Source organism: Pseudomonas sp., assembly GCF_030698175.1.
In the GTDB taxonomy this organism is placed as follows: Bacteria; Pseudomonadota; Gammaproteobacteria; order Pseudomonadales; family Pseudomonadaceae; genus Aquipseudomonas.
Genome location: NZ_JAUYNT010000020.1, coordinates 173,610 through 189,513 on the forward strand (window position 1 = coordinate 173,610; position 15,904 = coordinate 189,513).

A 15,904-nucleotide genomic window follows, 5' to 3' on the forward strand; every position below is an offset into this window, starting at 1 on the left:
GCTTACTCTGGCGGGATTCTAATTTGCGCAGTTTACCCGAGCTGACTGCGCCGCTGCTGCAAAGCCTGCAGCCGTTCGATCACATAGCGCAGGTGCACATGCAGTTCGTACAGCTCGTTGGAGTAGGACAGCGGCACCTCGACCTTGGCCAGTTGCTCCTGCAGTTTCTCCAGGCGGGCGATTTCGGTGTCGAGCACGGCCGGCAAGGTACCGGCGTCCAGCTGCCGGTCGATCTCACGCAGGTACTTGTACCAGCGGTAGATGCGGGTACGAATCCGCCAGCGGTACAACGGGCCAATCACTTTGATCAGCGGGAAGAGGATCACCAGCAGCGGGATTAGCAAGATGATGTAGCGGTCGGCCAGGGAGGCGATGCGAAAGGGTACATGCCGCTGCAGCAAGGGCAGGCCGCTGCTGTAGTAGTGTTCGGCGTCACGGGCCAGTTCGAAGGTTGGCGGGTTGGCGCTAGGGAACGCACCGGGCGGGTCGAGCAGGGTGCCGGCCTGCATCACATCGCGAGCGGCCTGCAAAATCAGCGGGGTCAGCGCCGGGTTAAAGCGTGAGTTGACCACCAGGGTGGCGACCGGCGCGAGTATCACCAGCTCATGGTCGGGACGGTTCTGCGCCAGGTTCAGCAGGCCTTCACCGATGGTCACTTTGCGCAAGTAACGCAGCCGCGCTTGGTAGGCGGCGGCGCGGTGAAAGCTGGCCAGTTTTAATTGCGGGTGCGCCGCCAGTTGTTGGATCAGTGGGTTTTCCGCCGGCGCGACGAAGAAGCTGGCATCCAGCTGACCATTCATGAGCGCTTGAGCCGCATCAGTCCCGCCGCTGCTTTGCCAGTTGGCCGGGTACTGCGCCGGGAGGATTTCGTTCACCTCAAGAATCGCCGCGCTGGCCGCCAGGGTGCCGCTGTTGGGGGCGCCCAAGGCCAGGCGCAATGGCAATAAGTCGGCAATCCGGTCGAGCTTTAAGTCACTTCTGAAAAACAACCACAGCGGCTCCTGGTACATGCCGCCCAGGCTCTGCAAGCGGGCAAAATCCTTGGCCGGCAGCTGGCGCTCCAGGCCGCTTTGCACCAGCGCCAGTTGCACCGCGCCCTGGTCGTCTAGCAGCCGTTGCAGGTTGTCTTGGGAACCGGCGCTGGGCACTAAAATTAGCTCAAAATCCTGCTTGGCCAGCTCGGTTTTCAGCTTCTCGGCAAACGCCGCATAACCGCCGCCAGCGCTGCCGGTGGCCATCACCGCCGACATCGACGGCGGCGGCGCCACCAGATAAAACACCGCCCCCAGCAGCCCGGCCAACACCGGCAGCAGCCAGAGATTGGCCTGCAAGATGATTTTCAGGTCAAGCAAGATGCGGCGCATAGGCGGGTCCGTGGTTGGGTGTGGTGGTTAAGCCAGATGGTTCAGCCTGATCGTTAAGCTTAGTCAGTTGGGCGATGCAGCGCTCTAGACAGTAATATGCGCGATTGTTTCTTCAAGGGATTGCCTTGTGCGTTGGTAGTCCTGTTCGGATTGGCGCTCGGGTTAGAAGCCGTTTGCTGGTCGCGCTGAAAGCCATGCCCTGAGAATCATCTAGCCGGCCTCCCACCTCGGAGGTGGCGCAAAATTCAAGGTGCGAAGATTGTTTTTTGCTTGAGGAGGCCCCTATCCGTTTTCTTAGCAAAATGGGCTATTGACCCTGGTTGGCTAGGTTTGGATACTCTCCGTCCATTTTATGCGGTGTTTTAGCATGGGTTGTATATGAAGTTGCGCTCGATTGATCTATTTGCCGGTGCTGGTGGAATGTCTGAAGGCCTGCGTATGGCTGGATTTGACTGTTTGTGGGCAAATGAAATTGACAAATTTGCTTCAGTTACTTTTTCGCAGAATTTCCCAGCTGCTGTCATTAATACAGATGACATTAAAACGTTGTGCGCCGCTGATATCCGTAATCAGTTGGATTTGGCTGTCGGCGAGATTGATCTCGTTGTCGGTGGCCCGCCCTGTCAAGGTTTCTCAACCTATGGGCAGCGCGACTCATTTGATCCGCGAAATCAGTTGTATCGAAACTTTTTTGATTTTGTAAAAGAGTTTCGGCCGAAGTGTTTTGTTATGGAAAATGTTGCAGGTTTACTGTCGATGAGTGGTGGTGCTGTTATTGAGGATGTTCTCAGTGTGGCCCGGGGGCTTGGTTATAACACCCATGTTCATAGTGTCCGTGCAGAACAATTCGGTGTTCCTCAGCGTAGGCGTCGAGTTTTTATTATCGGCTCGACTCTTGGTCCTCCCCCTCTTTTTGTACCTGCAGAATTTGTAGATGCGGGAGGGGCTTCAGGTGAGGTTGCAGATCTGTTTTCTGGGCTGCGGATGAGCAAAGTAAGAACGGTAAAAGACGCTATTTCTGATCTTTTATTATGTGAGACGCTACCTCCTGCAAGCACTTCTCAATCTATGGCTTATCGTGGGTCTGCTGAGTCTGAGTACCAGGTGCTTATGCGCGGTGATATGGCGGAGATAACTCACCATTCTGCAAAGCGGATGCTTGGAGTTCGTCGATTAAGGTTGGCTTTGCTCAGGCCAGGAGATTATGGGGAGCAATTACGTAATCGCATTCAGGGTGACGGCCTACCTTATGGTGCTATTGATGAAATTCTTATGGGGCATGCTGGTGCTCGTGATTTAAAAGGATGTAGAAGGCAGGATGTTGAAAAGGAAATTAAATTAAGAGAAATGCTTCATGAGGGGCGGCATTCAGTAGATGAAGTGATGTTGTTTATTGATCATGGTGGATTCAAAAATAAATATAGAAAATTGTCATGGGACGAACCAAGCCATACGTTGGTGGCGCATATGGCTAGAGATTGCTCCGATTTTGTACACCCAGAACTTGATCGATTTATTTCTGTCAGAGAAGCAGCACGTCTACAATCTTTCCCGGATGATTTTAAACTGCCAGGATCACAGTTTCAGCAATTTAAACAGTTAGGGAATGCGGTCCCTCCTTTGCTAGCAAGGGCTGTGGGTTTTTCTATAGTGGAGCATTTGAAAGCATGGTTTTAGTTTGAGCTATTATTGCTTGTTTTTAGCCTTCCACTTTTTCCAGTCGTCAGTGATTAGTGTTATTAGAGTATCGTTATTATCAAAATAAGATACATAGATGTGTTTTCCGCTGGCGGTTTTTTTGTCTGATGGGATCGTTCGAGTATTGTAGGAGAAACATGCGTCGAAGCTGCCGTGCTTTTCAATATAATCTCGCTTGTCGGATGGCTGCTGAATTGTTCCAAGTTCACCTAGATTAATCAGATTGCCGGTTGGTGGAGGAAAGGATTTTGCATCCAGTGTAAAAAGATAGCTTTTATATCCGGCCATCATCATTCTCTCGCTGCACGGCTTGTCATCTGAAACCCGCTCAGCTAGTGATGCTTTTGCATGTACTCCGCCAAAAGGAATTAGGCCGTTTTTACCCATTCCGTATAAGCAGATATCTAGTTTGCTGCTGCCTGCAACCTCATCGGCTAGCCCCATTTCGGTCATAAATTTATTTTTTTTCCCTGATTCAAAGCCAAGTTGAATTGAAATACCATGTGGGGCAAGAAGTGGAGCGTAATGCCATTTGAAAAATAACTCTAGGGCTTCGCCGCCAGCCCTTGCCCAACTTTGACTTGAGTTGGAGCGTTTGTATTCCCTTAGGTAGAGCCGGTATACAATATGGTGGTAAATGTCAGAGGGGTTGGCTTCGGGCATTAGCGATATCGCCAGGTGTAGCGCTTCTGCAATGGCATCGCGATTTTTCTTTTTTTGACCCGTGAGGTTTAGTTCGGAAAAAAGATTTGTTATGGTTTTTTCAATTTCTTTGTATTTTTTTATTTCGCTACCAGGAAATTTGATTTCAAAGTTTTTTTCTTGCCACTGAAGAATTAAGTTGAATCCACTTTCAGTTTTATTTGCCCCGATTGGATAAGCAACATCGCTATTAGTTGATACGTTCTGCTTTGATTCTTCGAAATTAGAGGTTTCTTGCTGAATATATCCTGAGAGTAATAATGCACTTTCAAGTGTGATATCTATTGCCTCACACCAGCGGGCCAGTAATTCGATGTCTAGCCTCAGTTCACAGCTTTCATATCGGGAGATGATGGACTGGTTTACGTCAAACAAATTTGCGAGAAATTGCTGGTTTATATTGGCGTTTTTGCGCTGTTTGACTAGCAGATCTAAAAGGCGGTTGTATTTTTCGGTATATGTGATTTTCATGTTGACTTGCTCAGGCTAGAGTCCTGGCAGGCTGAATGCTCTACGTGCATATGCAAAATATGCATAAATCTAAAGGCTACAACGCGCCAATCATTACTGAGTCCACGCAAGTAATAGGGCTGCGCATACCTGCAGTAGCTATCAGGCTCTTGTTGACTAAAAAATCTGTTGCGCGTGTTTGTTACCGTGGCCAGCAGGCCAAGGCCGGCCGCAAGCAGTAATATGCGCGATTGTTTCTTCAAGGGATTGCCCATGCGCATTCTGCACAGCTCCGACTGGCACCTGGGCCAGCACTTTATGGGCAAGACCCGCCTACTTGAGCATCAGGCCTTTCTCGCCTGGCTGATCGAGCAGGTGCAGGCGCAACAGGTGGACGCGGTGCTGGTGGCCGGGGATATTTTCGACACCGGCGCGCCGCCCAGTTATGCCCGTGAGCTGTACAACCAGCTTATTGTTGAAATGCGTAAAACGGGAGCCGAGCTGCTGGTGCTCGGCGGTAACCATGACTCAGTGGCCATGCTCGGTGAGAGCAAGACCCTGCTGGCGCAGCTGAATACCCGGGTGATCCCCGGCGTCTGCGCGCAGCTGAGTGAGCAAGTGCTGGTGCTGCATACGCGCGATGGCCAGCCTGGCGCGATCCTCTGCGCCATCCCCTTTATCCGCCCCCGCGATGTGCTGCACAGCCAGGCCGGGGAGAGCGCGCAAGACAAACAGCTGGGGCTGCAGACGGCGATCCAGCAGCACTATCAGCAGCTGTATGCCTTGGCCGAAAGCCAGCGCGATGCGCTGGGCGGGCATTTGCCGATTATCGCCACCGGCCATTTGACTACGGTCGGGGCCAGTGCCAGCGAGTCGGTGCGGGAGATCTACGTCGGCAGCCTGGAAGCCTTCCCCACCAGCGCTTTTCCGCCGGCGGCCTATATCGCATTGGGGCATATTCACCGGCCGCAGAAGGTCGGTGGTCTGGAGCATATCCGCTACTGCGGCTCGCCCATCCCGCTGAGTTTCGATGAGGCCAAGCAGCAGAAGGAAGTGCTGTTGGTGGACTTGAATGGCGAGGGTTTGCAGCAGGTGACGGCCTTGCCGGTGCCACGTTTTCAGCCACTTGTGTCGTTGCGTGGCAACTTGACGGAGCTGCACAGCGCCATCGCCGAGGCTGCCGAACAAGGCACGGCTGAGACGCCGGTATGGCTGGAAGTGCTGGTGACTGCCGATGATTATTTGAGCGATTTGCAGCCACGGATTCAGGCCTTTACCGAAGGCTTGCCGGTGGAAGTGCTGCGCATCCGCCGCGAGCGCGGCACGGCGGTGGCCGGTTTGACCAGCGCCAGCCGGGAAACCCTGGATGAACTGAGCGTGGCCGATGTGTTCGCCCAGCGTCTGAGCAGTGAAACCCTGGAGCCTGAGGTGCAGGCGCGCTTGGCGGGCCTGTACCAGCAAGTGGTGGCCGAGTTGACGGAGCCACAAACATGAAGATCCTCAGCCTGCGCCTGAGAAACCTTAATTCGCTGAAAGGCGAATGGAAGATCGACTTTGCCGCCGAGCCGTTCAAAGACAACGGCTTGTTCGCCATCACCGGCCCCACCGGCGCCGGTAAAACCACCTTGCTGGATGCCATTTGTCTGGCCCTCTATCACCGCACACCGCGCATGAGCACGCTGTCGGCCAGCAGCAACGAGCTGCTGACCCGGCATACCAGTGATTGCCTGGCCGAGGTCGAGTTTGCGGTCAAGGATCAGCATTACCGCGCCTTCTGGAGCCAGCGCCGGGCCCGCGACAAAAGCGACGGCGCGCTGCAGGCACCCAAGGTCGAGCTGGTGCAAATCGACCCAGCAACTGGGCTTGGCCATATCCTTACCGACAAACTGAATGAAAAGCTCAAGCTGACCGAGAGCCTCACCGGGCTGGATTTTGAGCGCTTCACCAAATCCATGCTGCTGGCCCAGGGCGGTTTCGCCGCGTTTCTGGAGGCCAACGCCAATCAGCGCGCCGAGCTGCTGGAGGAGCTGACCGGCACCGATATCTACGGGCAGATTTCCCAGCGGGTGTTCGAGCAGACCCGTGAGGTCAAAGCCGCATTGGACCAGCTGCGTGCCCGCGCCGATGGCGTTGAGCTGCTTAGCGATGAGCAGCGCAGCGAGTTGCAGGCCGAGGCGCAAAGCCTGCTGGCCGATGAGGCCGAGTTGCTCCGTCAGCAACAGCAACTGCAGCTGCAACGCCAGTGGTGCGAGGACCTGGCCAAGGCGCAAAACCAGCAACAAATAGCCCAGCACCACGAGCAGCAAGCGCTGCTGGAGTTGGCCGACGCGCAGCCACAGCTTGAGCAGTTGGCCGCCAGCGAACCGGCCAGCAAATTGCAGCCGGTGTATGCCGCCAAGCAACAGACGCAACAGGCCGTGCAGCAGTTGCAGCAGACGCTGACGCACACCGCGAGCGCCCAGCTGCAGGCCGGCGGGCAAGTCAGTCAGCGCCTCTGGCAAGCCTGTCAGTTGAGCCAGGCCTTGGCCCAGGCGCGGCAGGCCGAGTTGGTCGACTTACAGCGCCAGCGCATGCAGCTCGACGCCGAGCTGGCTGAGCAGCCGCAGCGCAGTCAGCTGGGCGAACAGTTGCGCGCCTGGGCTGGGCAGTTCGAGCAGTTGCAGCAACTGGCCGCAGACAGCAGCAGTCACACCGCCAAGCAACAGCAGGGTCGCCAGCAGCTCGAATCCCAGGCCCGGCAGCTTGCAGAGCAAAAAATACAGCTCGTGGCGGCGCGCACTCAGTGGCAGCAGGCGCAACAGCAGCAAGCGCTCGAACAGGCGCAGCTCGATCAGCTGCTGAGTGAGACCCAGGGCGGCAATGAGGCGGCCCTGCGCGAACAATGGCAGCGCCTGCTCAATCAAGGCCACGGCCTGGAACGGCTCGGCGAACTGGCGCTGCTGCGTCAGCAACTGGCCCAACAGGCCGCGCAGTTGCAGGACGGTTTAAACACCCAGCTCAGCCAGTTAAGCGACAAAGAACAGGCCCTGACGGCCTTGCGCAGCCAGTACAAAGACTTGGCCCAGCAGGTGCGCGACCAGGAGCAACTGCTCAAGCAGGAGCAGCGCATTCAGGCCCTGGAGGTCTACCGAGCGCAGTTGCAGGCGGGCGCTGCCTGCCCGCTGTGCGGCTCCCATGAGCATCCGGCGATTGCCGACTATCAGGTGCTGGATGTGTCGGCCACCGAGCAGACGCTGCAAGCCAAGAGTGCCGCGCTGGAGGCGCTCAAGGAGCAGGGCGAAACCCTCAAGGCCGAGCTGGCCACCCTCACCGAACGGCTGCAGCAGCAAAGCCTGCAGCTGCAGCGCTGTGGGGATGAGCGTCAGCAGCAGGCCGAACACTGGCAGCAGCAGTGTCAAACGCTGGGGCTGCAACTGGCCGATGCCGCCGCCTTGAGCGCCGCCAAACAACAGCAGGGCCGCGAGCAGGCCGATTTGCAGCAACGGCTGGCGCAGCTCGACAGCCGCAAGGTCGCGCTGGAAAGCGCCCGCAGCCTTTGTCAGCAGTCTGAAAAAGACTGCAGCACGGCCGAGCAACAACAGGCGTTGCTGGATAAAGACTGGCTCAATCAGCAGCAGCAACTGAGCGAGCTGGCCGAGCGCCTGGCGCAACTGCAACAACAACACAGCCAGCAGTCTGCCGTCCTCAGTCAGGCGCTGGCCGCCCTGGGTTACAGCCTGCCGAGCGACGGCGCCAGCTGGTTGCGTGAGCGCGAGCAGGAGTGGCAGCTCTGGCAGCAACAGCAGCAGCAACTGCGTGATCTCGATGCTCGCCAGCGTGATTTTGAGCATGGCCTGCAGGCCGCCAGTCAGCTGCACGCACTCTGGCAGCAGCGTTGGACGGCCCTGAGTCAGGCCGATCTGGCTGACTTGGCTGATTTGGCGGCGGACGTTTTGGCGCAACTGTCGCTGGCGCAAGTCGAGGCCCAGTACCAGGCAGTGCAGCAGTTGGCCAGCGAACTGCTGGGTAAACAGCAAAGCCTCAGCGAGCAACTGGCGCAGGAGCAACAGACCCTCGACAGTCGCCAGCACGATTGGCTCGCCGCCTTGGCGCAAAGCCCGTTTGCCTCTGAGGCGGCCTTTGCCTCCGCGCTGTTAAGTGACGAGCAACAGAGCAGTCTGCAGAGCCTCAAGGCTCGGCTGGACAAACTGCTGACCGAAGCCCGCGCCCTTAAAGCCGCCAGCGAGCAGACCGTGGCCCAGCTGCTGGCCGCGCCGCAAACCCAGCTCAGTCGCGGCCAGTTGGATGAGCAATTGCAGCGCCTACAAAGCCTGAGTAAAACCCTCAGCGAGCGCCAAGGCGAACTGCGCGCCCAGCTACAGGGCGATGAGCTGCGCCGGCAGGGTTTGCAGCTGTTGTTTGCCGAAATCACTACCAAGCAAGCCGAGTACGACCTCTGGCAGCAACTCAACAGCCTGATCGGCTCGGCCGATGGCGCCAAGTACCGCAAGTTTGCCCAGGGCCTGACCCTCGATCATCTGGTCTATCTGGCCAATCAACAGCTGCAACGCCTGCACGGCCGCTATCAGTTGGCGCGGCGCAGCAGTGGCGAGTTGGAGCTGGAAGTGCTCGATACCTGGCAGGGCGACGTGGCCCGCGATTGCAAAACCCTGTCCGGTGGCGAGAGCTTTTTGGTTAGCTTGGCCCTGGCCTTGGCGCTGTCCGATCTGGTCAGCCACAAGACCAGCATCGACTCACTGTTTCTCGACGAAGGCTTTGGCACCCTGGATGGCGAAACCCTGGAAGTGGCGCTGGATGCCCTGGATGCCTTGAACGCCAGCGGCAAGATGATCGGCGTCATCAGCCACGTTGAGGCCCTGAAGGAGCGCATCCCGGTGCAGCTGAAAGTACACAAGAGTGTCGGCCTGGGTTACAGCGCGCTGGATAAGCGTTATGCCGTGCCGAGTTAGGTGCGAGCGGTGGAATGAGCTTGCGGCACTGCCGTCTGGTCGTTCAAGTCGGGATTTTCTGCGCCTTTGGGTGTATAAATCCCGCCGTTGCTTAAGGGGTATTCCCCCGGATTTTATTTGAATCTGCTTCAGTCCATACAGCAGGTTCCCAGTCTCGAGGAGTGATCATGGGCGCACAGTGGAAAGTTAAGGGTAGAGAAGCCGCCGCCAATACCCGCGGCAAAGTGTTCGGCAAACTGGCCAAAGAAATCGCCATCGCCGCCCGCGCCGGCGCCGATATCGACATGAATCCGCGTCTGCGTTTGGTGGTCGAGCAAGCCAAAAAAGCCTCGATGCCCAAGGAAACCCTGGAGCGCGCGATCAAAAAAGGCGCCGGTCTGCTCGGCGACACCGTGCATTACGAGCACCTGACCTACGAAGGTTTTGCCCCGCACCGGGTGCCGGTGATCATTGAGTGCCTGACCGACAACACCAACCGTACCGTGGCGGAAATCCGCGTGCTGTTTCGCAAGGGCCAGCTCGGCGCTTCCGGTTCGGTGGCCTGGGATTTCGACTATCTGGGCATGATCGAGGCCACGCCTGCCAGCGGTGACGCCGACCCTGAACTGGCCGCCATCGAAGCCGGCGCCCAAGACTTTGAGCCGGGCGACGAAGAGGGCAGTACGCTGTTTCTCAGCGAGCCTACCGATATGGACCTGGTCTGCCGCGCCTTGCCGACTTATGGCTTTAACGTGGTCTCGGCCAAGCTCGGCTACCGGCCTAAAAACACCGTGACATTGAACGATTCCGAGCTGGAAGAAGTCGAAGCTTTTCTCGCCGCTCTCGACGCCCATGACGATGTGCAAAATATGTACGTCGGTTTGGCGGACTAAAACCGTTGCAGACTCAGCGGCAACACGCGCGGCCAAGTCCGTTCCTGGCAGCGTAATCACTCCAGGCGTGGCCTTGGCCGCGATGCTTTTACGGGTGGCCAGGGCCGCCCGCCAGGATCATCTTGAAGGGAGTTCAGGTCATGACACTGCAGCAGTTATTGGGCATCGAGTTGCCTATCATCCAGGCGCCGATGGCTGGCGTGCAGGACCATCGTCTGGCCGTAGCGGTCAGCAATGCCGGTGGGCTGGGTTCGCTGCCGGCGGCCATGCTCAGCCTGGAGGCGCTGCGCAGTGAACTCATCGCCCTCCAGGCGCAGACCGACAAGCCGTTTAACGTCAACTTCTTCTGCCATAGCCCGCCCGTGCCTGATGCCGCGCGCGAGGCTGGCTGGCGCGCCGCCTTGGCGCCTTATTATGCAGAGCTGGGGCTGGACGCCGCGCAGATTCCCAACGGCCCCGGCCGTGCGCCCTTTAGCGCCGCGGCCGCCGAGCTGTTGGCCGAGTTTCGTCCGGCAGTGCTGAGCTTTCACTTTGGCTTACCGTCCTCTGAGTTGCTGGCCCAGGTGCGCAGTTGGGGCAGCAAGGTGATCGCCTCGGCCACCACGGTTGCCGAAGCCTTGTGGCTGGAGACCCAGGGGGTGGATGCGATCATCGCCCAGGGTTTGGAAGCCGGCGGCCATCGTGGGCATTTCCTGTCCATGGACTTAACCGAGCAAGCCGGCACCTTCGCCCTGTTGCCGCGCATTGTGCATACGGTACGGGTGCCGGTAATTGCCGCCGGCGGGATTGTCGATGCGCAAGGGGTCGCGGCCGCCATGGCCTTGGGCGCGGTGGGGGTGCAAGTCGGCACGGCTTATCTGCTTTGCCCGGAGGCCACCACCAGCGCCGTACACCGCGCCGCGCTGCAAAGCCCAGATGCCAGTCACACAGCCTTGACCACCTTATTTAGTGGTCGCCCGGCCCGCGGCATCGTCAACCGGGTGATGCGTGAACTCGGCCCGCTTAGCGCCATGTCCCCTGAATTCCCCCTGGCCACCAGTGCCATCGCGCCGCTACGGGCCAAGGCCGAAAGCCAAGGCAGCGGCGACTTCTCCCCGCTCTGGTGCGGGCAGAATGCCAGTGGTTGCAAGGTAATTGGAGCGGCGCAGTTGACGCGGGAATTGGCGGCTGGGTTTTAAGTGCAGATAGTATTGGTTCATGGCATGGGCCGAACCCCGCTTTCGATGTTGTTGCTGCGTTATCGCCTGCGCAAAGCGGGCCACAAGGTCCACCTGTTTGGTTATCTGCCAGCGTTTCAGCGGCTAGAAAGTGCGACTGAGCGGTTGTTGGGCTTGGTTGAGCGTAAGGGCGGCGGCAATACCTTTGCGCTGGTCGGCCATTCACTGGGTTCAGTGATTATTCGCCATGCGTTACCACGGCTGAGTCAGCCGCCAGTTGCGTGTTTCTTGCTAGCGCCGCCGATGCTGGCCTGCAAGGCCGCTAAATTCTTCTCCCGGTTTTACCTGTATCGCCTGCTCACTGGCGAGATGGGCCAGTTGCTGGCCGATGATGGGTTTATGCAGCAGTTGCCGTTACTGCAAAACACCAAAATCTACGCCGGCACGGGCGGCCCTCGCGCGGCTTGGTTACCGTTCGGCCACGGGTTAAATGACGGTATTCTTAGCGTTGCCGAAGCGACTGGCAGTGCTACGGTAGAGGTGCTTGAAGTCCCCTCGGTGCACACGTTAATCATGAACTCCAAGCTTGTGTTTGCCGATATGGCTCGGGTACTGAGCACGCTAGAGCAATAGGCCCATCGGCTAAACAATCGCCCCCTGTACCCCCCCCTGATAGAGGACAGTTGCCATGTTTATGGATGACTCTGCGAAAACCCTGGCGGCGAGAATGGTGCGTGGCGAACTTAGCGCTACTGAGGTTTTGCACAGCTGCCTGCGGCGTATCGACCAGCACAATCCCGGCATCAATGCGCTGGTCACCCTCGACCAAGCTGGAGCTTTACGAGCCGCACAACAAGCCGATGCATTGGTTGGCAACGGTGATGCATCGCGCCCGCTACACGCCGTACCTATCACCATCAAAGACTCGTTCGAAACGGCAGGCCTGCTTACCACCAGCAGTCATCCACCCTTGCGCCACTATGTGCCCAGTGCCGATGCCACGGCGGTGGCCAGGCTGCGGGCGGCCGGGGCCATCATAGTCGGCAAAACCAACCTGCCCGAGCTGGCCGGTGATCCGCAGTGCCGCAGCCCCTTGTTCGGGGTGACCAATAATCCGTGGGATTTAACCCGCACTAGCGGCGGCAGCTCGGGCGGCAGTGCGGCGGCGGTGGCCATGGGCTTTTCTTGGCTGGATCTGGGCAGCGATATCGGCGGCTCGATTCGCATCCCTGCCGCCTACTGTGGGGTAGTCGGTTTTAAGGCCACAGAAAACCGCATCCCGCGTACTGGGCACATTCCCCATCTGCCTGGCGCGCCGCGTAGCGTTAGGCATCTGTTGTCATTCGGCCTGCTGGGCCGCAACGTCGGTGATTTGCGCCTGGGGCTGGATACAGTTGCCGGCCCAGACGGTCTTGATATTGAGGTGCCGTTAATAGTGCCAGCGTCGGTTAAGGCGCTGGAACGCCCGCTACGGGTGGCCTATTGGGATGATTTCGCCGGCTTACCGCTGTGCTCGCGCACGCGTACGGCGCTGGCGCAGACGGTCGCGCGCCTCCAGGAGCAAGGAGTCGAGGTGCAACGTTGCTGTCCGCCGGGGTTCGATATCGAGCAAGCCTGGTATGCCTACGGCATCATCGCTGGTGCCGAAATCGGCTTGGGCATGCCGGCGCTGGAACGCTATTTATTGCATGGGGCTGGCAAGCTGTTGCCGCGCTCTCAGGTGTTGGCACGGCACATGAGCAAAGGCTTGGTGTGCAACTGGCCGCGCTACAACGAGGCGTTGAATATGCGCGAGGGGCTGATCACTCAGTTGGAGCAGTTTCTCGATTCTTGGGATGTCTGGTTGTGCCCGGTGGCGCCGACCACGGCTTATCCACACCGCCCCCTAAGTAAATACGGCAAACCGCCAACGATTCTGGTTGATGAGCAGCCGCTGGCCTATTTCGATGGCACGATCAGCCTGACTAGCCCATTTTCCCTGACGGGGAGTCCGGTGGTGTCTCTACCTGTGGCCGTGGTTGAGGGGCTGCCAGTTGGCTTGCAGCTGATCGGTAAGCGTTGGTGCGATGAGGCCTTGCTGGCATGCTGCGAGCGGATCGAGCAATTGCTCGGTGGTTATCGCCGGCCACCGCTGCTCGGGTAGTAAGCTAGTCTGGGCACACAATGGTGGGGCGGGTTTGACCTTTTACGCAGAGCAAAAAAAAACCGGCAATGCCGGTTTTTTCGTTCTTGCACTGCAAGGTCAGTCACGTCGCTTGCGGTCATTTTCAGACACTGGTGCGGTAAAAGAGAGACCGAGAAGGGCGAAGAAGCCGAAGAGTTTCATTTTTAGTCCATTGGTTGGCTGGTGGTCACTGGATGATTCCGGCGACCGGGATGTAACAGATCAGCAGCGGTGAATTGCTGCTGTGTTACCTATGGTACCAGCTTGTCAGGCAATAAAATGCGCCGCCTGTTAAATATTTGCTACATTTTGAGGCGATTTTCAGCTTTGAAATGTTTCTATTTGAGTTTTTGCTCTTGGTTAGTGCGATTTTAATCTGACTTTGTTACCGGGTAACACTTTGCTGGTTGGCTGCTAGCTGTTCTACGTCCGTTACTTTGTGTAGGGTTTTCAGGGGGATGGCGGTTGTTGTTCAGTAAACCTGGATGCCTTAGCCGTTCAAATTACTGCGCAAGATCATCCATTTCGGCATGCTCCAGTGCCAGTAGATCGCCAGTGACCTGAATACAAAGGTAAAGGCCACACCACCGAGGGTCGCCAGTGCGGTTTTGCCGCTGAGAGTGAGCAGGGCGATATAAAAGATGCTGCCGGTGATGATGGTGGTGGCGTAGATGTCGCGGCTCAGCAGCAGATTCGGCCGTTGCGCCAAGACGTCGCGGATCAGCCCGCCGCCGATCCCGGTGATGGTGGCCATGACCACCGCCACCGGCGCGGAGAAATTCAGCGCCAGGGCCTTGTCGATCGATTGCACGCCAAACAGGGCAATGCCGAAGGCGTCGAGGTAGAGAATCAGCGCCCAGACGCTTTCGTCGCGTAAATGCCGCTCGAGGTAAAACGCCAGGATGGATGCGGCAATGGCGATCCACACGTAGTTGAAGTCGATCACCCAGAACACCTCGGTGCTCATTAGCAAGTCGCGCAGGGTGCCGCCGCCGACGGCGGTAATCACGCCGAGGAAGGTCAGGCTGACGATGTCCATGTCTTTGCGGGCGGCGGCGAGAACACCGGCCATGGCGAAGGCGGTGATGGCGGTCATGCCGATAAAATAATTGAGGCTGTGCATGCTGGGCGACTCAACTGAATGGGGCGGGGGCGGATGATTCGCCTGGCGCGGTGGCGGCCATTATCATGCAGTAAAGCGGAGCATCCTACAGCCCACTCCAGTTAAGCGAGGCGTCCATGTTGCCAGTGGTTACCAATCTATTTCAGGCTCCTACGGCCGTCGCGCCCGCTGAGCAGTTGATCAGCTTATTGCAAACGCCGCACTTGCGGCTGGAGCAGATCGTCTCCCACGGGCAACCAACAGCGGCGGGCTGCTGGTATGACCAAGCGGCTGCCGAATGGGTGTTGTTGGTGCGTGGGACTGCGACCCTGCAATTCGAGGCGGGCGCGAGCCTTGCGCTCAAGGCTGGTGATTGCTTGCTGCTTCCCGCCCATGTGAAGCACCGGGTCGAGTGCTGCTCCGAGGACGCCCTCTGGTTGGCCTTGCACTTTAGCGAAGCGGTTGCGAGCGCAACACCTTAGCCGCTGGCTGTTGAGAAGGTCAGCGTGCAGACCGCACCGCTGCAGTTTCGCGCTGCTGTTTCTCCCGGATCAAGGCAATAAAGTACTGCGCGCCCAAACCCAGCGGCTGGCTGTTGGACCAGATCAGGTCCACCCACAGGGCCGAGAAGCTGGAGATATTGTCCAGGGTGATTTCCACCAGGGTGCCGGCGTTGAGTTGCGGTTTGACCAGTGATTCCGGCAAGAAGCCCCAGCCCAGACCGGCTTGCAGCATGCTTAAGGCAGCGGTGTGGTTGTCGCTGCGCCAGTGGTGATGGGCTTGCAGAAAACGCGGCGGCGCGGCGTTCGGCTCGCGGCTGGCGACTACGATTTGCCGGTGCTCGGCCAACTCTTCGGTGCGCAAGATACGGCCGCAGGTAATCGCCGGATGGTCGGGGGCGATGACCGCCAGCATGTTCTCCTTGCTCATCTCTTGGCAGCATTCGCGGCTGTCAAACTGCTGGCTTTCAAACACCACCGCCAGTTGCACCCGACCGTCGTGCAGCAGGCGAATGGCGTCGGTTTCCGGGGCGGCAAGCACCTCCACTTCCAGCGACGGATAGCGCAGCGCCAATTGCCCGAGTGGCCCGGCCCAGTCCGAGGCCAAAAGTTCTGGGGCAATGGCCAGGCTCAGGCGACTTTCCAGGCCCTTGGACAAGGCCAGGGCTTGCGCCTCCCAGAGTTCGAACTGCTGCAGCATAAAGCGCGCCTTAGCCTCCAGCGCCGAGGCGGCCGGGGTCGGCAGCGGCTCACGGCCACGCCGATCAAACAACTCAAGGTTAAGGTCGGCCTCCAAATTGGCGATGCACATGCTCACCGCCGACGGCACGCGGCCGATGCTGCGGGCGGCGGCAGAGAACGAGCCTTTGTCGAGTACGGCGAGAAAGACCTGAATGGCGTCCTTGGTTAAGCTCATCTATCAATATTCCTGAAATAAGCTAACTAA

Annotated in this window: 13 protein-coding genes; 9 read left to right on the top strand and 4 right to left on the bottom strand. The window is 58.2% G+C overall.

Features of this window, described 5'->3' with window-relative positions:
- Positions 1–32: 32 nt before the first annotated feature.
- Entirely contained in the window at positions 33–1,364 is a 1,332-nt protein-coding gene (locus Q8R10_RS10695) for a TAXI family TRAP transporter solute-binding subunit (RefSeq protein WP_305653580.1), read from the bottom strand.
- 378 nt (positions 1,365–1,742) lie between these two features.
- On the opposite strand from Q8R10_RS10695, the gene Q8R10_RS10700 reads away from it, so the two are divergent.
- Positions 1,743–3,041, top strand: a complete 1,299-nt coding sequence (locus tag Q8R10_RS10700) for a DNA cytosine methyltransferase (protein ID WP_305653581.1) — start codon at positions 1,743–1,745, stop codon at positions 3,039–3,041.
- 9 nt (positions 3,042–3,050) lie between these two features.
- Here the strand turns inward: Q8R10_RS10700 and Q8R10_RS10705 are convergent, their stop codons facing one another.
- Positions 3,051–4,235 carry a BsaWI family type II restriction enzyme gene (locus tag Q8R10_RS10705; protein ID WP_305653583.1) on the bottom strand — a complete coding sequence of 395 codons (1,185 nt, stop codon included), beginning with the start codon at positions 4,233–4,235 and terminating at the stop codon, positions 3,051–3,053.
- Positions 4,236–4,487: 252 nt separating this feature from the next.
- Between Q8R10_RS10705 and sbcD the strand changes: the two genes are divergently transcribed.
- From sbcD to Q8R10_RS10740, 7 genes are all read left to right on the top strand, one after another.
- Positions 4,488–5,708: an exonuclease subunit SbcD gene (sbcD, locus tag Q8R10_RS10710; protein WP_305653585.1), complete on the top strand. Its 1,221-nt coding sequence runs from the start codon at positions 4,488–4,490 to the stop codon at positions 5,706–5,708.
- Complete coding sequence (locus tag Q8R10_RS10715) at positions 5,705–9,163, top strand: SbcC/MukB-like Walker B domain-containing protein (RefSeq protein WP_305653587.1); 3,459 nt, start codon at positions 5,705–5,707, stop codon at positions 9,161–9,163. Before sbcD ends, Q8R10_RS10715 begins: the two co-directional genes overlap by 4 nt.
- 167 nt (positions 9,164–9,330) lie before the next feature.
- Positions 9,331–10,035 carry a YebC/PmpR family DNA-binding transcriptional regulator gene (locus Q8R10_RS10720; protein ID WP_305653589.1) on the top strand — a complete coding sequence of 235 codons (705 nt, stop codon included), beginning with the start codon at positions 9,331–9,333 and terminating at the stop codon, positions 10,033–10,035.
- Positions 10,036–10,175: 140 nt separating this feature from the next.
- On the top strand, positions 10,176–11,213 hold the full coding sequence (locus tag Q8R10_RS10725; protein WP_305653591.1) for a nitronate monooxygenase family protein: 1,038 nt from the start codon (positions 10,176–10,178) through the stop codon (positions 11,211–11,213).
- A complete protein-coding gene (locus Q8R10_RS10730; protein ID WP_371133319.1) occupies positions 11,214–11,825 on the top strand; it encodes an esterase/lipase family protein in 612 nt (203 codons plus the stop codon).
- A 55-nt stretch (positions 11,826–11,880) separates the two neighbouring features.
- Positions 11,881–13,335, top strand: coding sequence for an amidase (locus Q8R10_RS10735; RefSeq protein WP_305653595.1), 1,455 nt, complete (start codon positions 11,881–11,883; stop codon positions 13,333–13,335).
- A gap of 34 nt (positions 13,336–13,369) precedes the next feature.
- A complete protein-coding gene (locus Q8R10_RS10740) occupies positions 13,370–13,591 on the top strand; it encodes a hypothetical protein (RefSeq protein ID WP_305653597.1) in 222 nt (73 codons plus the stop codon).
- A gap of 255 nt (positions 13,592–13,846) precedes the next feature.
- Here the strand turns inward: Q8R10_RS10740 and Q8R10_RS10745 are convergent, their stop codons facing one another.
- Positions 13,847–14,479 (bottom strand): trimeric intracellular cation channel family protein, encoded by a 633-nt coding sequence (locus tag Q8R10_RS10745; protein ID WP_305653599.1) that lies wholly within the window; start codon positions 14,477–14,479, stop codon positions 13,847–13,849.
- Between the two features lie 116 nt (positions 14,480–14,595).
- Between Q8R10_RS10745 and Q8R10_RS10750 the strand changes: the two genes are divergently transcribed.
- The gene (locus tag Q8R10_RS10750) at positions 14,596–14,940 is read left to right on the top strand and encodes a cupin domain-containing protein (RefSeq protein ID WP_305653601.1); all 345 of its coding nucleotides are present in this window, start codon (positions 14,596–14,598) and stop codon (positions 14,938–14,940) included.
- A gap of 19 nt (positions 14,941–14,959) precedes the next feature.
- On the opposite strand, the gene Q8R10_RS10755 is transcribed toward Q8R10_RS10750, so the two are convergent.
- Positions 14,960–15,874 carry a LysR family transcriptional regulator gene (locus Q8R10_RS10755; RefSeq protein WP_305653603.1) on the bottom strand — a complete coding sequence of 305 codons (915 nt, stop codon included), beginning with the start codon at positions 15,872–15,874 and terminating at the stop codon, positions 14,960–14,962.
- Positions 15,875–15,904: the final 30 nt, after the last annotated feature.